Source organism: Amycolatopsis sp. NPDC023774, assembly GCF_040639695.1.
Taxonomy (GTDB): Bacteria; Actinomycetota; Actinomycetes; order Mycobacteriales; family Pseudonocardiaceae; genus Amycolatopsis.
Genome location: NZ_JBFAAJ010000062.1, coordinates 1 through 20542, shown reverse-complemented (window position 1 = coordinate 20542; position 20542 = coordinate 1). Strand labels below are relative to the sequence as shown.

General features: G+C 70.2%; 15 protein-coding genes. 9 read left to right on the top strand and 6 right to left on the bottom strand.

Annotation, left to right across the window (positions count from 1 at the left end):
- Positions 1–102 precede the first annotated feature (102 nt).
- Positions 103–882 carry an SDR family NAD(P)-dependent oxidoreductase gene (locus tag AB0F91_RS45510; protein ID WP_360608471.1) on the bottom strand — a complete coding sequence of 260 codons (780 nt, stop codon included), beginning with the start codon at positions 880–882 and terminating at the stop codon, positions 103–105.
- A gap of 55 nt (positions 883–937) precedes the next feature.
- Between AB0F91_RS45510 and AB0F91_RS45505 the strand changes: the two genes are divergently transcribed.
- Positions 938–1501, top strand: coding sequence for a TetR/AcrR family transcriptional regulator (locus AB0F91_RS45505; protein ID WP_360608469.1), 564 nt, complete (start codon positions 938–940; stop codon positions 1499–1501).
- Here the strand turns inward: AB0F91_RS45505 and pip are convergent.
- Complete coding sequence (gene pip / locus AB0F91_RS45500) at positions 1498–2451, bottom strand: prolyl aminopeptidase (RefSeq protein ID WP_360608468.1); 954 nt, start codon at positions 2449–2451, stop codon at positions 1498–1500. The two genes, AB0F91_RS45505 and pip, sit on opposite strands and share 4 nt — an antisense overlap.
- A gap of 542 nt (positions 2452–2993) precedes the next feature.
- Between pip and AB0F91_RS45495 the strand changes: the two genes are divergently transcribed.
- A complete protein-coding gene (locus AB0F91_RS45495) occupies positions 2994–3938 on the top strand; it encodes an undecaprenyl-diphosphate phosphatase (protein WP_360608475.1) in 945 nt (314 codons plus the stop codon).
- Positions 3939–4050: 112 nt separating this feature from the next.
- Positions 4051–4893, top strand: a complete 843-nt coding sequence (locus AB0F91_RS45490) for a cytochrome c oxidase assembly protein (RefSeq protein WP_360608466.1) — start codon at positions 4051–4053, stop codon at positions 4891–4893.
- A 19-nt stretch (positions 4894–4912) separates the two neighbouring features.
- On the opposite strand, the gene panB is transcribed toward AB0F91_RS45490, so the two are convergent.
- Positions 4913–5791 (bottom strand): 3-methyl-2-oxobutanoate hydroxymethyltransferase, encoded by an 879-nt coding sequence (gene panB / locus AB0F91_RS45485; RefSeq protein ID WP_360608464.1) that lies wholly within the window; start codon positions 5789–5791, stop codon positions 4913–4915.
- Between the two features lie 257 nt (positions 5792–6048).
- Between panB and lysX the strand changes: the two genes are divergently transcribed.
- The 3 genes from lysX to AB0F91_RS45470 all read left to right on the top strand — a co-directional run bounded on the left by lysX (position 6049) and on the right by AB0F91_RS45470 (position 10643).
- Positions 6049–9372, top strand: a complete 3324-nt coding sequence (gene lysX / locus AB0F91_RS45480) for a bifunctional lysylphosphatidylglycerol synthetase/lysine--tRNA ligase LysX (protein WP_360608462.1) — start codon at positions 6049–6051, stop codon at positions 9370–9372.
- 110 nt (positions 9373–9482) lie between these two features.
- On the top strand, positions 9483–10061 hold the full coding sequence (locus tag AB0F91_RS45475) for a hypothetical protein (protein WP_360608460.1): 579 nt from the start codon (positions 9483–9485) through the stop codon (positions 10059–10061).
- A 48-nt stretch (positions 10062–10109) separates the two neighbouring features.
- Positions 10110–10643: a methylated-DNA--[protein]-cysteine S-methyltransferase gene (locus AB0F91_RS45470; RefSeq protein ID WP_360608458.1), complete on the top strand. Its 534-nt coding sequence runs from the start codon at positions 10110–10112 to the stop codon at positions 10641–10643.
- A 33-nt stretch (positions 10644–10676) separates the two neighbouring features.
- Here AB0F91_RS45470 and AB0F91_RS45465 read toward each other — a convergent pair whose 3' ends face one another.
- Positions 10677–12398 carry an NAD+ synthase gene (locus AB0F91_RS45465; protein ID WP_360608456.1) on the bottom strand — a complete coding sequence of 574 codons (1722 nt, stop codon included), beginning with the start codon at positions 12396–12398 and terminating at the stop codon, positions 10677–10679.
- Between the two features lie 154 nt (positions 12399–12552).
- On the bottom strand, positions 12553–14892 hold the full coding sequence (secA2, locus tag AB0F91_RS45460; RefSeq protein WP_360608454.1) for an accessory Sec system translocase SecA2: 2340 nt from the start codon (positions 14890–14892) through the stop codon (positions 12553–12555).
- A gap of 173 nt (positions 14893–15065) precedes the next feature.
- On the opposite strand from secA2, the gene AB0F91_RS45455 reads away from it, so the two are divergent.
- Entirely contained in the window at positions 15066–16634 is a 1569-nt protein-coding gene (locus AB0F91_RS45455) for an alpha/beta hydrolase (protein WP_360608473.1), read from the top strand.
- Here the strand turns inward: AB0F91_RS45455 and AB0F91_RS45450 are convergent, their stop codons facing one another.
- The gene (locus tag AB0F91_RS45450; protein WP_360608452.1) at positions 16635–17300 is read right to left on the bottom strand and encodes an LppX_LprAFG lipoprotein; all 666 of its coding nucleotides are present in this window, start codon (positions 17298–17300) and stop codon (positions 16635–16637) included.
- Positions 17301–17390: 90 nt separating this feature from the next.
- Between AB0F91_RS45450 and AB0F91_RS45445 the strand changes: the two genes are divergently transcribed.
- A complete protein-coding gene (locus AB0F91_RS45445) occupies positions 17391–18671 on the top strand; it encodes an MFS transporter (protein WP_360608450.1) in 1281 nt (426 codons plus the stop codon).
- A 76-nt stretch (positions 18672–18747) separates the two neighbouring features.
- Positions 18748–20091 carry a type I glutamate--ammonia ligase gene (glnA, locus tag AB0F91_RS45440; RefSeq protein ID WP_360608448.1) on the top strand — a complete coding sequence of 448 codons (1344 nt, stop codon included), beginning with the start codon at positions 18748–18750 and terminating at the stop codon, positions 20089–20091.
- Positions 20092–20542 lie beyond the last annotated feature (451 nt).

Here is a 20542-nt window from a genome sequence, read left to right as displayed (position 1 = left end):
CTTGGTCCGATCTTCTCTCTGTCGCAGGAGGAATGATCGACCAAGGGCTTCACTCATGATCGACAGGGGTCTCCGCCGACCACTCATTCGTTAAAACTCAAGCTAGATCACGGAGCGGATGGTGCCACCGTCCACGCGGAAGGTGGCACCACTGACGTAGTCGCCGTACGGGCTCGCCAGGTATGCCACGGCGCCCGCGATCTCTTCGGGCCGCCCGAAGCGGCCGATGTCGTTGGGCACGAAGTCCTGCGCGGCGTGGGGTTCGATGGTCGCCCAGGTCTCGCCCCAGCCGCGTTCCGGTGCCAGATCCGTGAGCAGCTTCTGCACGGAGTCCACGAGAATCGCGCCGGGCGCGACCACATTGGACGTCACGCCGGTGTCCTTCAGTTCGCGGGCGAGGGAAACCGCGAGGTTGTGCCGCGCGGCGAGTGTCGCGTTGTAGTGGGGCAGCAGCGCCATCGGCTGGCCCGACAGGCCGCCGCCGATCTGGATCACGCGGCCCCAGCCGCGTTCGCGCATGCCGGGCACGAGGTGGTGGATCATGCGGACGGACGAGATCACGTTCACCTCGTACGTCCGTGCCCACTCCTCGGGGGTGGCCTCGGCCCAGCTCAGGTGCCGGTAGGCACCGGCGTTGTTCACGAGCACGTCGATGTCACCGGCTTCCCCGGCGACTTTCGCCGCGCCTTCGTCGGTGGCGAGGTCGCCGATCGCGACGGCTTTCGCGCCGATTTCGTCTGCCACCGCCCGGCTTCGGGCTTCGTGGCGACCGTGGACCACGACGTCGGCGCCCTCTTCCGCGAGCAGCCGCGCGATCGCTTCACCGAGGCCGGAGCTCGAGCCCGTGACGAGTGCGCGGCGGCCGGTCAGGTTGAGATCCATGGTTCTCCGTTCAAGTCTACGGGTGTAGATTTCTCCTTAGTCTACGCTCGTATACATGACTGCACCACGTCGTCGCGACGCCGCCGCGACCCGGGAAGCGATCTTGCGCGCGGGCGTCGAGGCGTTCACGCGCTTCGGGTACGACGGTGTCGGCGTGCGGGAGATCGCGCAGACCGCCGGTGTCACGGCGATGCTCGTGAACCGCTATTTCGGCTCGAAGGAAGGGCTCTTCGCCGAGGTGGTGGAGGTGTCGATGACCGAGCGGACCGTGCTGACGGGAGACCCGGCCACGCTCGCGCGCGACGTCGCCGCTTCACTGGTGTCGCGGACTTCACCGCACGCCGACAGCCTCGACCCGTTCCTCCTGACGCTGCGCTCGGCGCCGAACCCGCGCGCCGCCGAGATCCTGCGCGCGGGTATCGAAAAGCACGTCGAGGCGCACATCCTCGACGTCGTCCCCGGCGCGCGCGGGACCGATCGTGCGGCCGTGGCGCTGTCGTTGATCTCGGGGTTCTGGCTGATGCGCAAGGTGATCGGCAGCACGGCTTTGAACGAGACCGACGAGGCCGCGTTGGCGGAGACCTTGGAACGGCTCTTCCGGCTGCTGCTCGACGTCTAGCGGAAGTCGTCGGTCGCCTGCCGCAGCGCGGCCAGCATGCCCGGGTCGTTCACGGCGTGCCCGGCGCCTTCCGCGATGCGCAGGATCGAGCCGGGCCAGGCGCGGTGCAGCTCGTACGCGGTGATCGGCGGACAGACGGCGTCGTAGCGGCCCTGCACCAGTACGCCCGGGACGCCGGCGAGCTTGCCGGCGTCGCGGATCAGCTGCCCGTCCTCGAGCCAGGCGTCGTGGCCGAAGTAGTGCACCGCCAGCCGCGCGAACGTCAGCGCGAATGACGGGTCGGCGTACCGGTTCAGGAACGCCTCTTGCGGTAGCAACGCCACCGTCGCGCCCTCCCAGACGCTCCACGCGACCGCGGCCCGCTCCCGCACGCCGCGGTCGGGGTCGTCGAGCAGCTCGGCGTACCCCGCGAGCGGATCCTTGCGGCGCTCCTCCGGCAGCGGCGCCAGAAAGTCCTCCCACTCCGCGGGGAAGAGGTTCGCCGCGCCGCCGCGGTAGAGCCAGTCGAGCTCGCGCTGCCGCGCCGTGAAGATCCCGCGCAGCACCAGCTCCGTCACCTGATCCGGGTAAGTCTGCGCGTACGCCAGCGCGAGCGTCGACCCCCACGAACCCCCGAACACCTGCCAGCGCCGGACGTTCAGGCGCTCCCGTAGTAGCTCCATGTCCGCGACGAGGTGCCACAACGTGTTCGTGCTCAGGTCCGCTTCCGGATCTCCGACACTCGGGGTGCTCCGCCCCGCCCCGCGCTGGTCGAACAGGATGATCCGGTACGCGGCGGGATCGAAGTGCCTGCGCGCCATCGGCGCGATCCCGCTGCCGGGCCCGCCGTGCAGCACGACCACCGGCTTGCCTTGCGGGTTTCCCGCTTCCTGGCAGTAGATCCGGTGCCCGTCGCCCACGTCGAACATCCCATCGGCCAGTGGCTGCAGCGGCGGGTAGAGGTCGTCCATGCCGATCACTCTGCCGGACTCGCGGCTCCCGCGCGGGGGATGGACCCGCCTTCCCCGTGACGTTCAGCCGAAAGGCCGCGAGCCGTCCGGGTGTCGGCCGGCTCGGTTCGCGCGGAGGCCGCTTGCGCTGCCGTGCGAGGCGTCGCCGCCACGGAGACCCCCTCGGCGGCATCCGCGCAGAAGGTGGAGGCCCGCCCCCGCCGCCGGGCTGAGCGGGCCCCCGTCCGTGTCGCGTCGGCAGCCCACCCGGGAGGTGGCCGCGTCCGCGATTTCCTTCACCGTGGTGCGGACCCCGGGCGGCGGATTGCGCCTGAAGCTCCGGCTGCTTCCCGCATCCCGTCCTCCTCGCCGAGGTTCACACCTTCGCGCTGGGACCACGCTAAGCCACAGCCCGAATGCCAGTCAAGGACATGATTCACGTTCATGGATGTGAACAAGCACAAGGTTGCCGAGGAGGTTCTTTCGCCCCCTTGCCCTGCGTTTACCGGGTAGTGGGTAGCTTGCGCGAGGAAAGGCCCGATCGACGCGAGAAAGGCTCGAGAATGTCCGCGGTCACGTATGTCGAGTCGATCGTCGTCGGCGCGCTGCAAGGCGTGTCGGAATTGTTTCCCGTGTCCAGCCTGGGGCACAGCATCCTGTTGCCCGCGGTGATCGGCGGGTCGTGGCAGCGTGATCTGAGCATCGGCGAAGATTCGCCTTATCTCGCGGTGCTCGTGGCGATGCACGTGGCCACCGCGCTGGCGCTGGTGTTGTTCTTCTGGCGCGACTGGGTGCGCATCATCGGCGGCCTGTTCTCCTCGATCCGCCACCGCGAGGTCCGCACGGCCGACCAGCGCCTCGCGTGGCTCCTGATCCTCGCGACGATCCCCGTCGGCATCGCCGGCCTGCTGCTGGAAAGCCTGCTGCGCGACTTCCTCGGCAAGCCCGTGCCGTCGGCCATCTTCCTCATCCTCAACGGTGGCGTGCTCTACGCGGCCGAACGCTTCTCCCGTGCCGCGCCGAAGACCGGGACCTCAGGCAGGACAACGGAAGACACCGTCGACTTCAGCGCCGAGGACACCCTCGTCATGCGCGCGATCACGGTCGAGGAAGCCACCGACGCCCGTCTCTCCAAGCTCAGTGTGAAGGAGGCCGTGCTCATCGGCTCGGCCCAGATCCTGGCGCTCCTGCCGGGCATCAGCCGTTCGGGCATCACGATGGTCGCGGGCCTGCGCCGCGGCCTCGGCCACCAGGATTCGGCCCGCTTCGCGTGGCTGCTGGCCACCCCGGTGATCCTCGCCGCGGGCGTGCTGAAACTTCCCTCGCTGTTCACGCCGGAGAACAGCCCGTCGCTCGGCCCGGCGCTCGCGGGAAGCCTGGTGGCCGGTATTGCCTCCTACATTTCTGTCCGTTTTCTCACGAAATACTTCGAAACGCGCACCTTGACGCCGTTCGCCATCTACTGCGTCCTCGCCGGAATCGCCAGCCTGCTCGTCTTCAGTTTCTGAGGGTGGTGTCCCGCTCCGATTTCCGGAAGGGGACACTGGCTTCATCGAAACCGCGCTTACCGGCACCACGCTCTTCACGGCCTGGACACCCGATGTCCCGGCCCTGGTCGTCGTGCTCGCGCTCGGCGCGGCCTACGTCGTCGCCGCGCGGAAGCAGGAGAGTTGGGCACCCGGCCGGACGACGGCGTTCCTCGCCGGGCTCGCCACGATCGTGCTCGTCACGTGCTCGTTCCTCGGCGTCTACGACACCACGCTGTTCTGGGTCCGTGCCACGCAGAACACTGTGCTGCTCATGGTCACGCCGCTGCTGCTCGCCCTCGGCGCCCCGATCACGCTGCTCATGCGCACGGCGCCGCCCGGACTGGCGTCGTGGTTGCGCCACCACGGCCGCAGCCCGTTGGCGAAGTTCCTGACCTTCCCGCTCACCGTCACCGTCGTGCTGATCGCGCCCTTCGTGGTCGTCTACCTGACGCCGGTCTACGGGCTTTCGCTCGACTACCCCGTGGTCGGCGGCCTGGTGCGGGTGTTCCTCATCGCCGCCGGGTTCCTCTACTTCTACAGCCGCGTGGCGCTCGACCCGACCCCGCGCGGCGGCTCACACCTGGTGTCGGTGTGGATCTCGTTCACGGAGGTCGTCTTCGACGGCGCGCTCGGCCTCGTGCTCTGGCTCGGTCCGCTGCTCGCGCCGGCGCACTACGCCACCGCGCACCCCGGCTGGGGCCCGGACCCGCGCACCGACCAGATCATCGGCGCCGGCGTGCTGTGGATCGGCGGCGACGTGGCGGGCCTGCCGTTCGTGGGCGCACTGTTCGTGCGCTGGGTCCGCGACGACCAGAAGCGCGCGAAGCAGATCGACGAGCGCCTCGACGAGGAAGCCGAATCCGGCGAGGCCCCCACGGGTGGCCTCTGGTGGCAGAACGACCCGGAGCTCGCCGAGCGGTTTCGCCGCCGGTGAGCCCCGGGCCCGGGAAACCTCAGTGGAACGCGTGCTCCGGAGCCGGGAACTCCCCGCGCCGCACGTCCTCGGCGAACGCCGAGGCCGCACCCTGCAGCACGTCGGCGAGCTCGGCGTAGCGCTTCACGAACCGCGGTGCTTTGCCCCGGCGCAGCCCGGCCATGTCCTGCCAGACCAGCACCTGCGCGTCGCAGTCGGGCCCGGCGCCGATCCCGACCGTCGGGATCTTCAGCTCGTGCGTCACGCGCTTCGCGGCTTCGGCCGGCACCATCTCCATCACCACGGCGAACGCGCCGGCTTCCTGCAGCGCCAGCGCGTCGGCGAGCAGCACGTCCGCCGCTTCACCGCGCCCCTGCACCCGGTAGCCGCCGAGGTTGTGTTCACTTTGGGGGGTGAATCCGATGTGCCCCATCACGGGGATACCGGCCGACGTCAACGCCTCGACGTGCGCGGCGAACCGGCGCCCGCCTTCCAGCTTCACGGCGTGCGCGCGGCCTTCCTTCATGAACCGCACCGACGTGGCCAGCGCCTGTTCGGGCGAGAGCTGGTAGGAACCGAACGGCAGGTCGGCCACCACGAGCGCCCGCTTCACCGACCGCGTCACGGCGCGGACCAGGGGCAGCAGCTCGTCGACCGTCACCGGCAGCGAGGTGTCGTAGCCGAACACGTTGTTGGCCGCGGAGTCGCCCACGAGCAGCACGGGGATGCCTGCCTCGTCGAAGATCTGCGCGGTGTACATGTCGTAGGCGGTGAGCATGGGCCACGGCTCGCCGCGTTCCTTCAGTTCACGCAGGTGGTGCACGCGGACCTTGCGCCCGGTCGCCGCGGGTTGCGCGGGCGCGGGGCCTGTTCCGTACGGGGCGGCCACCTCGTCGGATCCGTTCGGGTTGGCAGACATCGTCGTCGACCGTCCTTCCCTCGAGGCCTCGGTGAGGTCCCCGGGTCGTGGAGTCAGAACACGTCAAAGCCTGACATGCCCGCGGGGCGGTCCCAAGGTCGTGCGATGAGCTTCACACGCGCGTGGCGGGCTCCGCCGGGAGCATCACCCTCAGCCTCTCGGGTGGCGCCCGTGTTTGTCCTCGGACAACCATTCCCCGTTTACTGACGTCTTTGCAGCAGTCGTGATGATCACGGCCATTCGTGAGAAGGGCATCGATGGGAATCCCAGCGAGCGCGCGCAGGCGCATCCCCGCCTGGAAGGCCAGGGCAGGCGGCATCGTCGCGACCGTCGTGCAGCTCGCCGCCGTCTTCTCGGTGGTGCTGCTCATCGCCGGCGGGACCCGCGGGCACCTGCTCAACGGCATCGACATGGCGTTCTCTGCCCTCAGCGTGCCGACCAGCGCGAGTCTCGTGATCGTGTTGATGCTCGTCGTCCTCGGCGCGGCCCTGCGCCGGCGCAAGAAGGCCGCGCTCTACACGCTGCTGCTCTTCCAGGTCGCCGGCCTGCTCATCACGCTGGCGCTGCAGGCGGTGCTGCTGTGGGCGCCCGACCTGCTCACCCTCGGCCCGCGCCAGATCCGGCACATCCCGATGCAGGTCGGCGTGCTGACGATCGCCGACGTCCTGTCGGTGCTGTTGATCTGGCTGCTGCTGGTCCTGCGCCCGGCGTTCCCCGCGCGGCTCGCGCCCGGTGCTTGGCGCGACGGGCTGGCGGTGCTCTTCGGCGGCCTGCTCGTGGTGGTCGCGCTCGGCTGGGCATTCACCGAGGCGTTTCCCGGCACGCTCGGCGACTCGTGGGAACGGCTGGTCTGGGTGGTCAACCACGCCACCGGTGAGAACCTGCAGCTGCGCAAGATCGGCGTCGGCGAGGGCCCGGCGTGGATCGACGTGGTGCTCGATCTCGGCGCGACGTTCGTGGCCACTGGCGCGCTGTACACGCTCTTCCGCGGCGTCCGGCACCGCCGCCGGCGCACGGACGACGAGGAGCTGGAGCTGCGCCGCCTGCTCGCCGAGTTCGGCGACGACGACTCCCTCGGCTACTTCGCCACGCGCCGCGACAAGAGCGTGGTCTTCTCGCCCAACGGCCGCGCGGCCGTGACCTACCGGGTGCTCGGCGGTACCAGCGTCGCCAGCGCCGACCCGATCGGCGACCCGGACGCGTGGCCGGACGCCGTGCGCGCGTGGCTCGACGAAACCCGTTCGTACGGCTGGATACCCGGCGTCCTCGGCGCGAGCGAACGCGGCGCCAAGGCGTATGCGGCCGCGGGCCTGCGCGCGCTGGAGATCGGCGACGAGGCCGTGCTCGACGTCCGTGAGTTCTCCCTGACCGGGCCCGAGCGCAAGTCCGTGCGCCAGGCCGTGAAGCGGATCGAGCGTGCGGGCTACACCGCGCGCGTGCGCCGCCACGGCGAGATCCCCGACGACGAGATGCAGGGGCTGCTCGCGCGAGCGCAGCAGTGGCGGGGCGCGGAGTCCGAGCGCGGCTTCTCAATGGCGCTGGGCCGCCTCGGCGACGCCGGCGACGCCCGCAGCGTGATGGTCGAGGCCTACGACGGCGAAGGCGAGCTGCGCGGGCTGCTGTCCTTCGTGCCGTGGGGCCGGCGGGGCCTCTCGCTCGACCTCATGCGCCGCGATCGCGCGGCGGAAAACGGTCTCAACGAGTTCATGGTCGCCGAGGTCGTCGCCGCTGCGCAGCACCTCGGCGCGCAGCGGATCTCCCTCAACTTCGCGATGTTCCGCGCGGTCTTCGCCGAAGGCGAGCGCATCGGCGCCGGTCCCGTGCTGCGCCTGTGGCGTTCGGTGCTGGGCTTGGCGTCGCGGTTCTTCCAGCTGGAGTCGCTGTACCGGTCCAACGCGAAGTACGGCCCGGACTGGGAGCCGCGCTTCCTCTGCTACTCCTCGGCCCGCCGCCTGCCGCGCGTCGGCATCGTCGCCGGTGCGCTCGAGGGGTTCGTGCCCACGGGCCGGTCCCGCGTCCTGCGGCTCGAGACGGTGAGCGACGAGTTCGTCGCCGAGGTCCGGCGCATCGAGGACGGCGCCGCGCGCGTCGTCCCGAAGGCCGCGCGCCGTCCGGAGCAGGTGCGTGTGCGGGTCGCGAAGCTGGACAAACTGCGCGATCTCGGCGTGGACCCGTACCCCGTCGGGTTCAGTCGCGAAGACCTGCTGGGCGACGTCGTGAGCAAGTTCGCCGATCTGCCGGCGGATTCGCGCACCGGGCACCGCGTGCGCGTGGCCGGCCGAGTGCTCGCGCTGCGGACGCTCGGCGGGCTGTGTTTCGCGCGCATCAAGGACTTTTCGGGCGAAGTGCAGCTGATGCTCGACGCGGGAATGCTCGACCTCTCGGGCTGGCGCACCGGTGTGGACTTCGGTGACCACGTGGGCGTGAGCGGCGAAGTGGTCACCTCGCGCCGTGGTGAGCTGTCCGTGCTCGTCGACGAGTGGACGGTCACCGCGAAGTGCCTGCACCCGTTGCCGGACAAGCGAAAGGGCCTCACCGACCCCGAGACGCGCGTGCGCCAGCGCTACCTCGACCTCGCCGTGAACCCGGAGTCCGCGCACCTGCTGCGGCTGCGGTCCACGGTCGTGCGCGCCGTACGCGAGCGGCTGCACCAGGGCGACTTCCTCGAGGTCGAAACGCCGATGCTGCAGACCGTCCACGGTGGAGCCAACGCGCGCCCGTTCGTCACGCACATCAACGCCTACGACATGCGGATGTACCTGCGCATCGCGCCGGAGCTCTACCTCAAGCGCCTCTGCGTCGCCGGCGTCGAGCGCGTCTTCGAGCTCAACCGCAACTTCCGCAACGAAGGCGTCGACGCCACGCACAACCCCGAGTTCACGATGCTCGAGGCGTACCAGGCTTACGCCGATTACAACTCGATGCGCGACCTCACCCGCGAGCTGGTGCAGCACGCGGCCGAAGCGGCCTTCGGCGCACAGATCGTGCGCCGCCACGACGCCGACGGCCGCGTGACCGAGTACGACATTTCCGGCGACTGGCCGGTGATCCCCGTCCACGAGGCCGTTTCGGCGGCGCTGGGGGAGGAGATCGACTCGGGCACGTCGGTGGCCACGCTCCGGCGGCTCTGCACCGCGGCCGGCGTGCCGGTGGGCGAGGACGCCGGGCACGGTGACCTGGTGCTGAAGGCCCATGAGCACCTGGTCGAAGGCTCGACGGTGCTGCCGACCTTCTACACCGACTACCCCACGGACGTTTCGCCGCTGACGCGCCAGCACCGCCGCGACCCGCTGCTGGCCGAACGGTGGGACCTCATCGCGTTCGGCTCGGAGGTCGGCACCGCGTACACCGAGCTCACCGACCCGATCGAACAGCGCCGCCGCCTGGAAGCCCAGTCGCTGCGCGCCGCGAGCGGCGACGTCGAGGCGATGGAGCTGGACGAAGACTTCCTGCTCGCGCTCGAACACGGCATGCCGCCGACGGGCGGGCTCGGGCTCGGCGTGGACCGGCTGCTGATGATGCTCAGCGGCGCGTCGATCCGGCAGACGGTGCTGTTCCCGTTCGTGCGCCCGCCCGCCTGATTCTCAGGGTCACGGTTCCGTCGCGACCGTGCTTCCCTTGGGGCGCGGGGGAAGTCACAGCTGTGACACCACCGCGCGCAACGTCGCACATCTTCGCTTAGGGTGTGCGAGTGCGTACTGCACGACTCGTTGCGGTCGTCCTCGTCGGGCTCGGTGTGGTGGTGTACTCCGCCTGGCTGCTCGAGTTCCTGCTGCCCACGGGGGTCTCGCCGACCCAGCAACCGGCCGGGGACCTGCTGCTGGCGGCGCCGCTGTTCCGCGTCACGGTCGGGACCGCGGGATTCGCCTTCGTGCTCGCCGGACCGCCGTTGATGCGGCTCGCGCCGGTGCACTGGACGGGGCGGCTCACCGTGAGCTCGGTGGTGTGCCTCGGGCTCGTGCTGATCGCCGACTCGCTGGTGCCCGGCACCTCGGTCGTGGAGCTGCTGACGAACCTCGCGTTCGTGTCCGGTTCGGTCAGCCTCGCGTTGTGGTGGCCGCCGGGCTGGCGCGAGTGGGCCGTGGCCGGGTGCGCGCTGGTGCTCATCACGTGGGCGCTGGTGTTCGTCGCGTCGCAGCTCGGGCCGGGGCTCTACGCCGGAGTGTTCAGCCGGGTGCAGCTCGGGGTGCGTGCGGTGCTGCTGGTCGTGGGCATCGCGTACGTTGTCGTCATGCCCGTTCCGCGCTTCGCCTCCGGCGGCAACCACTGATGGTGTCGGGGCTGACGTTTTGTCGGTGCTCGCTCGTACGCTGATGAGATGTCCGTTGAGTTCGCGGTCTTCGACACCCCGATCGGTTCGTGCGGCCTGGCCTGGCGCGAGGGCACGATCATCAGCACCGCGCTGCCCGAAAGCAGTGCCGCCCGCACCCGGGCCTGGTTCCTGAAGCGCTTCCCCGACGCCGTGGAAGCGGTGCCGCCACCCGCGCTGGCCGACGCGGTCGAGAAGATCACCGCGCTGCTCTCGGGTGCGCACCACGACCTGCGGGAGGTCCCGCTCGACCTGGACTCCGTTCCGGAGTTCAACCGCCGCGCCTACGAGATCGCGCGCGCCATCCCGCCGGGCAAAACCAAGACCTACGGCGACATCGCCCACGAGCTGGGCATGCCCGGCGCCGCGCAAGCCGTGGGCCAGGCGATGGGCAACAACCCGTTCCCCATCGTCGTGCCCTGCCACCGCGTGCTCGCGGCCGGCGGCAAACACGGCGGCTTCTCCGCGCCCGGCGGCGTCGCCACGAAGCGCCGCATGCTCGTCATCGAGGGCGCGCTGCCCGACGAGCCCACTCTGTTCTGAAGGGCGGTTGCCGAGCGCGCGGCTGTTCCGGGCTCAGGCTTTCCGCTCGCGCCAGGCGTTGGTGATCGGCAGCCGGCGGTCGCGGCCGAACGCCTTGAACGTGATCTTCGTGCCCGGCGGGTACTGCCGGCGCTTGTACTCCGCGCGGTCGACCATCCGCACGACCCGGTCGATGGTCTCCGGCTCGAACCCGGCGGCGACGAGGTCGGCGTAGCCGCGGTCGCCCTCCACGTAGTCGTCGAGGATGTCGTCGAGCAGCGCGTAGTCCGGCAGCGAGTCGGTGTCCGCCTGGCCGGGCGCGAGCTCGGCCGAGGGCGGTTTGGTGATCGAGTTCTCGGGGATCGGCGGCGTTTCGCCGCGCTTGGCCGCTTCGTCGTTTCGCCACCGCGCGAGCTGCCAGACGTGCGTTTTGAACACGTCCTTGATCGGTGCGAACCCGCCCACCGCGTCGCCGTAGATCGTGGAGTAGCCCACGGCCAGCTCGGTCTTGTTGCCGGTGGCGAGCACGAGGTGTCCGTCCAGGTTGGACAGTGCCATGAGGAGCATGCCGCGCGTGCGCGCCTGGATGTTCTCCTCCGCCAGCCCGGTCAACGCCAGCTGGTCGACGTAGACCTGCACCATGTCCTCGACCGGTTCCACGCGGTAGTGCGCGCCGATGCGCCGCGCGAGGTCGGCGGCGTCGTCCTTCGAGTGCGAGGACGAGTACTTCGACGGCATCGAGACGCCGTACACGTTGTCGCCGCCGAGCGCGTCGGCCGCCAGGGCCGCGCAGATCGCGGAGTCGATGCCGCCGGAGAACCCGAAGGTCACCGACGAGAAGCCGTTCTTGTGCACGTAGTCGCGCAGCCCCACCACGAGCGCCGACCACACCTCGGCCTCGTCCGAAAGCGGCTCGCTGATCACGGGGTCCGTCAACGGCGGGTACGCGGGCAGCGGCTCGGCGCTCAGCACGCGCCGGTGGACGTGCAGGCCCGCGAGGGCGCCGTCGCCGGCGTGGCCGCCCGAGGTGAGGTCCATGTCCACCACCAGCAGGTGCTCCACGAACTGCGGGGCCCGAGCGAGCAGCTTGCCGTCGGCGCCGACCACGAGCGAGTCCCCGTCGAACACGAGGTCGTCCTGGCCGCCGACCTGGTTCGTGTAGACCAGCGGCGCGCCCGCCTCGGCTGCGCGGCGGGCGACGAGCGGCAGCCGCTGCTCGTCCTTCGACCGCTCGTAGGGCGACGCGTTGGGCGCCACGACGAGGTCGACCCCGGCCTTGCCCAGTGCGGAGATCGGGCCGCCGTCCTGCCAGATGTCCTCGCAGATCACCATGCCGATGTCGATGCCGTGCAGCCGCACGACCTCCAGCTCGGTGCCCGGCTCGAAGTAGCGGTGCTCGTCGAACACGCCGTAGTTGGGCAGGTGGTGCTTGTACTGCTTCGCCACGACCTCGCCGCGGAACAGCGCGGCTGCCGCGTCGCGCGGGCCGGCCTCGTCGTGGTCGAGGTAACCGACGTAGGTGAGCACCTCGCCGCAGCCCGCGTCGTCCAGCCGGCGGGCCAGCTCGTCGAGGGACTTGCGCGACGCCTGCGCGAACGTGGCCCGGAACGCGAGGTCTTCCACGGGATAACCCGTCTGGGACATCTCCGGGAACACGACGACGTGGGCGCCGGCCTCGGCGGCACGACGGGTCCACTCGACCGTCAGCACGGTGTTGCCGCCGATGTCGCCGACAGTGGGGTTGACCTGGGCCAAAGCGATGCGCAGTTGCGGCATGCGGTCATTCTGACCCGGCCGCGCACCCGGGACCGAGCGAATGTGGGCAACTCCCCGCCCCCAGACCACCCCGATGTGGCGTTCGGTGCGCTGAACGCACCGAACGCCACATTGGGTGCGCTGAACGCACCGAACGCCGCATTGGGGTGCTTCGTCAGGACTTCTTCATCCGCATCATGCTGCGCACCTTCTTCACCGTCTGCTCGAAGTCCGAGTCGAACGGGTTGTCGTGCACCAGGTAGGTCCACGTCGTGTTGGCCCGCCGTACGCCGGCGTCGGCGAGATCGATGCCGTCGTCGGTGATCTCGGCTTCCTCCAGCGTCTTCGACGCGCGCGCCGCCGACTCCGGGATGATCTTGTGGAACTCCGGGATCGCCGCGCGGTGGAACTCGTCGAGCGGCGTCTCGCGCGCCAGTGCCCGCAGGTGGATGCTTTCGCGGACGTCGGTCAGGTACGCGAGGTGGTCGGACCAGAGCTGGTCGAGGTGGAACAGCACGACCTCGCGGGCGAGCTGCTCGAGCCGCTCGGTGTCGTCGAGCTTCTCCTTCAGCTCGGCGAACTTCTCCGGCTGCGCCTTCTCCAGCTCCTCGGCCGCGAACGCCGTGTGCAGCACCTTGTCGCGGTGTTCCAGCAGCTCCGTGCGCTGGCGCTCGATCAGCCGCGTGTAGCGCCAGGTGTTGCGGTGGATCTCCAGGTCGACGCCCTCGGCCACGCGCTGGGCGTGGTTGATCTGCCGCAGCGCCGCCGGGTCGGTGATCTCCCCGGACTCGGTGTCGGCGTCGATGCCCTCGGGGATGTCGGGCGCGTTGGAAAGCACCAGGTCGTCGTTGAGGCTCGCGAAGAAGATCGCACTGCCCGGGTCACCCTGGCGGCCGGACCGGCCGCGCAGCTGGCCGTCGAGGCGGCTCGACGGGTACCGCGCGGTGCCGATCACGTGCAGGCCGCCCAGCTCGGCGACCTCCTCGCGGCTCGCACCGTCGGTGCCGCCGAGGCGGATGTCGGTACCGCGGCCGGCCATCTGCGTGGACACGGTGACCGCGCCCTTCTTGCCGGCCTCGGCGATGATCGCGGCCTCTTCGGCGTCGTTGCGTGCATTGAGCACCACGCACGGCAGGTCGACCTTCGCCAGCTTGTCGGCCAGCTCCTCGGACTCGGCCACGTCCTGGGTGCCCACGAGGATGGGCCGCCCGGTCTCGTGCACCTTCCGGATTTCCTCCTCGATCGCGCGCAGCTTCTGCGACGGCGACCCGAAGATGCGGTCCGGCTGGTCCTCGCGGACGTTGGGGGTGTTCGGCGGGATCACCGCGACCTCGAGGCGGTAGAACTCGCGCAGTTGCTCGGCCACGGCCACGGCCGTACCGGTCATGCCCGCCACCGACGGGTAGCGCGCGAGCAGCGCCTGCACCGTGATCGAGTCGAGGATCTCGCCCCGGTCGGTGGCCGCCACCTGCTCCTTCGCCTCGACGGCGGCCTGGAGGCCGTCCGGCCAGCGCTGCAGCTCGGCGACACGGCCGCGGGCGGCGTTGATGAGCTGCACCTTGCCGTCGCGCACCAGGTAGTCGACGTCGCGGGTGAGCAGCGCGTGGGCGTGCAGGGCGACGTTCACGGCGGCCAGGCGGTCGGAGCCCGTGTCGCCGTAGAGGTCGATGCCGCCGAGTGACTTCTCCACCACGGACGCGCCGGCGGTGGTGAGCCACGCGTTGCGGCCGTCGGTGTCGGTCTCGTAGTGCAGGCCGAGCCGCAGCCGGCGCACGACCGTGGCGACCTCTTCGTCGGCGTCGTTGTGGTCGATCGAGCCGGCCATCACGAGCGGCACGCGGGCCTCGTCGACCAGCACGGAGTCGGCCTCGTCGACGATCGCCACCTCGGGCGCGGGCTGCACCAGGTCGTCGACGTTCGTCACGAGCCGGTCGCGCAGCACGTCGAAGCCGATCTCGGCCACGGCGCCGTAGGTGACCTGCTTGCCGTAGGCGTCTTTGCGCTCGTCGCGGCTGTGCGCGGGCTCGACCCAGCCGACGGTGACGGCGAGCAGGTCGTAGACGGGTTTCATCCACTCGGCGTCGCGTCGGGCGAGGTAGTCGTTGACGGTGACCACGTGCACGCGGTTGCCGCGCAGGGCGTACCCCGCGGCCGCGAGAGCACCGGCGAGCGTCTTGCCCTCACCGGTCTCCATCTGCACCACGTGCCCGGTGAGCAGCCCCATCGTGCCGAGGATCTGCACGTCGAACGCGCGCTCGCCGAGCGCGCGCCGCGCGGCCTCCCGGCCGAGGGCACAGGTCTCCACCAGCTGGTCGTCGTTGAACGCTTTCGCGCCGCCGAGGTCCTCACGCAGCTTTTCGGCGCGTTCGGTGAGCTCGGTGTCCGAGAGCTTCTCGAGCTCGGGTTCGAGCTTTGCGACTGCGGGCAGCAGCGCTTCGTAGCGGGTCAGCTCGACGCTGCCCGGCCGCTGGATGATCCGGCGGAGCCGCTTGCCCACCCGGCTGATCAGTGCCACCCCTGGTCTCCCGTCCTGTCTTGCTCGTGTCTCCGGCCGCGGCTGGTCTACCTGACGCTGACCTACCCAACGCGCCGGTGGTGCGCCGGAGTTCCGCGGCCGGATGGCACGATCAAACCGTGCCTCCATATGCCAGCGCCAGCTCTCGCGCCCACCGGATCGCCGCTCTCGCGGTGGCCGGCCTGCTCGGCGGCACGCTCGTCGCGTGCTCGTCGAACACCAGCCAGGCCGTGCCCTCGCCGACGACCGAATCGCACCCGCCCGTCGGGCCGGTGCCCACGGGGCTCGCGCGTTTCTACGGCCAGAGCATGACCTGGGCCGACTGCGCACCCTACGCGACCTCGGACGACGCGCAGTCCGCCTTTCGTCGGTCCGACATCCAGTGCGCGCGGCTGACCGTCCCGCTGGACTATGACAAACCGGACGGGCAGACCATCACGCTCGGCGTCCTGCGGCACAAGGCGAGCGAATCGGACGACCGCATCGGATCGCTGGTGGTCAACCCGGGCGGTCCCGGCGCGTCCGGCATGGTCGCCGCGGCCGGTCTCATCGACCAGGTGAAGAACAACGACCTCGGCAAACGCTTCGACCTCGTCGGGTTCGACCCGCGCGGCATCGGCGCGAGCGAACCGCAGATCCGCTGCCTCACCGACCGCGAGCGCGACGCGGACCGCGCCGACGACAGCGAAATCGACGGCACGCCCGCCGGCGTGGCCAAGCAGGAGACACAGGAAAAGGACTTCGCCGCGAAGTGTGCCCAGCGCACGAAACTCGGCGACGACATGCTCGAACACGTCGGCACCCGCGACGTCGCCAAGGACCTGGACGTGCTGCGGTCCGTGCTCGGCGACGAGAAGCTGACCTACCTCGGCTACTCCTACGGAACCCTCCTCGGCTCGACCTACGCCGAGGACTTCCCGCGCAACGTCCGCGCGCTTGTGCTCGACGGCGCCGTCGACCCGACGCAGGACCCGGAAGACTCGCTCGTCGCGCAGGGCCAGGGGTTCGGCGTCGCGTTCGGCGAGTTCGCGAAGTGGTGCGCCGCTCGGCAGGACTGCGCGCTCGGCAACAACCCGGCCGCGGCGACGAAGGCGTTCCAGGACCTCACCCGGCCGCTGATCGACTTCCCGGTGCCGGTGGGCGACGGGCGCAAGCTTTCGTACGAGGACGCCACCACCGGCGCGATCCAGGCGCTCTACCAGCAGAACCTCTGGGAGTACCTCAACACGGGCCTCAACGAGCTGCGCAACCAGCGCGGCGCCACGCTGGAGAAGCTCGCCGACATCTACAACGAGCGCGGCCCCGACGGGCGCTACGGCACCACGCAGGACGCCTTCACCGCGATCCGCTGCGTCGACGACCTGCGCGTCACGGACCCGAAGGCGATCCTCGACGCGCAGCAGAAGTACGAGCAGGTCGCGCCGTTCCTCGACGACGGCCGCCCGGCCAGCTCCGCGCGCGACGCGTGCGCCTTCTGGCCCGTGCCGAACACCATGACGCCGCACGAACCCCAGGTCGAAGGGCTGCCGAAGACCCTCACCATCTCCACGACCAACGACCCGGCGACGCCGTACCAGGCGGGCGTGAACCTCGCGAAGGCGCTGAAGGGCGGGTTGCTCACCTTCGAGGGCACGCAGCACACGGCGTTCCTGCAGGGCAACGCGTGCGTGGACAAGGCGGGTATCGCCTACCTCGTCGACGGCACGGTGCCGGCCGACGGGACGCGCTGCGCGGGGTCGTGATCAGCCGAGGGGAGTCGGGACAGGCTGGTTCTCGTTCGAGAGCTCGACCTCGAACATCACCGGGCTGTCCTTCTCCGTCGGGGGCGGGACCTGCAGCCACAACCGCGCGAACCGCCGCGGCTCGGCGGCCGTGACCCACACCTTCACGTTCACGTCCGAGTGAATCTGGGGGAGCAGGCGCGTGGCGACCTTCGCGGCCAGAACCCCGCCGACGCGGTAGGTGTCGAGGCCGTGCACCGGCTCGCGGGTCTCGGTCTGCGGGTTGCCGAGTGAGCTGAGCAGATGCGCGAGCCCGCTGTCGGGGCCGAGGAAGTCTCCGACGGTGAACGTCGCCGGGCCCGACCAGGTCGCGCCGGTGCTGTCGTGTGTGGTGGCGTGGGTGCCGTCGAGGACGAAGGAGAGCTTCCGGTCGCTCGTCGCGTTCTCCAGCTCGGCCGTGCCGGCCGCGTGGCCGCCGTCGTCGAGCGTCGCGTCGCCGTCGACGGTGCTCAGCGGCAGGCCGGGCAGCACGCCGTTCACCACCACGGAGAAGTGCAGGCTGCGCACGCCGGCGAAGTTCGCCCCGGCCGCGCCGAGCAGGTCACCGGCCGGAGGCAGCGAGGGCGCTGTGCACCCGCCGACGAGACCGAGGAGCAGCAGCGCCGACAGGAAGTGTCGGCAGCGCATGGCGGTGAGACTACCCGTGGCCCGATCCTTTCGTACGGCGTCCTTCAAGCCACTGTCCAGGACGCCGAAGACGAATCAGACTCATCTCCCGTGACCGTCGAGACTCTTCCCGCGCCCCGCGTCCACCGAGCCTGGTTCGTGGCCGCGGCCGCGTTCATCGCCCTCCTGGCCGCGGCCGGGTTCCGCGCCGCGCCGAGCGTGCTGATCGACCCGCTGCACGAGGAGTTCGGCTGGTCCCGGGCGACGATCGGCGCCGCGGTCTCCGTCAACCTCGTGCTCTACGGCCTCTTCGCCCCCTTCGCCGCGGCGCTGATGGAACGTTTCGGTATCCGGCGCGTTGCCGCGACCGCCTTGTTCGTCGTCGCGCTCGGCGCGGGCGGCACGGTGTTCATGAGCACGAGCTGGGAGCTCATCCTGTGCTGGGGCGTGCTCGTCGGCGCCGGCACGGGCTCGATGGCCATGAGCTTCGCCGCGACCGTCACCACGCGCTGGTTCGTGCGCCACCGCGGCGCCGTGACCGGCATCCTCACCGCGGCCGGCTCGACGGGTCAGCTCGTGTTCCTGCCGGTGGTCGCCACGCTGGCGGTGAACGACGGCTGGCGCACGGCGTCGCTGGTCATCGCCATCGCGGCGCTCGCGGTGGTCCCCGTCGTGCTGCTCGTGGTGCGCGACCACCCGGCCGACCTGGACACCGTCGCGTACGGCGCGCCTGCGGGCACGGAGGTGGCGCACCCCGAAGTCAAGCGCGGTTCGGCGGGCCGGGCGATCAGTGTGCTGTTCCAGGCGATGCGCTCACGCTCGTTCTGGCTGCTGGCCGTCGGCTTCGCGATCTGCGGGGCGACCACCAACGGCCTGGTCGGCACCCACTTCGTGCCCGCCGCGCACGACCACGGCATGCCGCAGACCACCGCGGCGAGCCTGCTTGCGCTCGTCGGGGTGTTCGACGTCGTGGGGACCGTCGTGTCGGGCTGGCTCACCGACCGCGTCGACCCGCGGATCCTGCTCGGCGTGTACTACGCGCTGCGCGGTCTCTCGCTCGCGTTGCTGCCGCAGCTGTTCACCGACTCCGTGCAACCCAGCATGTGGGCGTTCATCCTCTTCTACGGTCTCGACTGGGTCGCCACGGTCCCGCCGACGGTCGCGCTCTGCATCCGCTCCTTCGGCGAGGCCGGCCCGATCGTGTTCGGCTGGGTCTTCGCGTGCCACCAGCTGGGCGCTGCGTTCGCGGCCTCCGCGGCCGGCGCCGTGCGCGACCAGCTGGGCGACTACGCCCTGGCCTGGTACGTGGCGGCAGGCCTAGCGGTGATCGCCTCGCTCGCGTCGGTGTCGATCACCCGATCCGGCAAACGCGAGCTCACGTTCGTGGCCTGAGGGGAGTTCGCGCATTGTGGACACTTCCGGCGCGTCGTGAAACATGTCGTTAACACGCCGTCGTTAGGGTGCGGCCATGGATCGCCAGCAGGAATTCGTGCTCCGGACCTTGGAAGAGCGCGACATCCGTTTTGTCCGGCTCTGGTTCACCGATGTGCTGGGGTTCCTCAAGTCCGTCGCCGTCGCGCCGGCCGAGCTCGAGGGTGCGTTCAGCGAGGGGATCGGCTTCGACGGCTCCGCCATCGAGGGCTTCGCCCGCGTCTACGAGTCGGACATGGTCGCGAAGCCGGACCCGTCGACCTTCCAGGTGCTCCCGTGGGAGACGCCGGACGGCGGGCCGTACTCCGCGCGCATGTTCTGCGACATCGCGATGCCCGACGGCTCGCCGTCCTGGGCGGACCCGCGCCACGTGCTGCGCCGACAGCTGTCGAAGGCCGGCGAAGCGGGCTTCACGTGCTACGTGCACCCGGAGATCGAGTTCTTCCTACTGTCCAACCTGCCCGACGACGGCAGCGAACCCGAGCCCGCCGACAACGGCGGGTACTTCGACCAGGCCAGCCACGCCACGGCCACGCACTTCCGCCGCCACGCCATCGAGACGCTCGAGGCGATGGGCATCTCCGTCGAGTTCAGCCACCACGAGGGCGCGCCGGGTCAGCAGGAGATCGACCTACGCTACGCCGACGCCCTCACGATGGCCGACAACGTGATGACGTTCCGGTATGTCGTCAAGGAGGTCGCGCTGACGCAGGGCGTGCGCGCGACCTTCATGCCGAAGCCGTTCACGGACCAGCCCGGCTCGGGGATGCACACGCACGTGAGCCTGTTCGAAGGCGACCGCAACGCGTTCTACGACGCGGAGGACCCGTACGAGCTCTCCGCCACGGGGAAGGCCTTCGTCGCCGGCCTGCTGCACCACGCCAAGGAGATCTCCGCGGTCACCAACCAGTGGGTGAACTCGTACAAACGCCTGATCAGCGGTAGTGAAGCGCCGACGACGGTGTCGTGGGGCCGCGCCAATCGCTCGGCATTGGTGCGCGTGCCGATGTACTCACCCGGGAAGGCGTCCTCCCGGCGGGTGGAGATCCGCACGCTGGACTCGGCGTGCAACCCGTACCTGGCGTACTCGGTGATCCTCGCCGCCGGCCTCAAGGGCATCGAGAAGGGCTACGAGCTGCCGCCGCCTGCCGAGGACAACATCTGGCAGCTGTCGGAGTCGGAGCGTCGTGCCGCCGGGTACGCGCAGCTGCCGCAGAACCTCGGGGAAGCGCTCGCGGAGATGGAGCGCTCCGAGCTGCTGCCCGACGCGCTGGGGGAGCACGTCTACGACTTCTTCCTCCGGAACAAGCACGCCGAGTGGGACAACTACCGGAGTGCCGTGACGCCGTACGAGCTGCGGACATTGCTGCCGGTCCTCTGACCCCCGGACCGTTCGAACCCGGCTCCCTCGCCCAGGCCTTCGTGCCGGGCGGGGGAGCCGGTTCTCGTTTCCGGCCGGCGGGCCGTTGCCCTCGGTGACCGCGGTGCGGGGTCGATTCGGCGCCTGACCTGCGGCGATGTCGTTAAGTGACCCCCCTGTTTTCGGGCCGTTGCGGGGCATGTAATCTTCTCTTCGTCGCCAGGAACACCGGGCCGGCGGGGCCGAAAGCCCCAAGGGATCGGGGCGCCAGGGCCGAGCGGGTTGACACCGCGAAACGGACCAGGTAATGTTCAGCGTCGGCCCACGAGCGGCCGCCGACTCTCTGCGAGTTACCTTGCAGGCTCGGCATGCTCGACCAAAAAAGCTTGAAACAACGCGGTGGTCTGGTTCGCCTGCTGGGTGGGCTGGGTTGCGGTGTGTTGCTTGAGAACTCAACAGTGTGCTAGTGAAC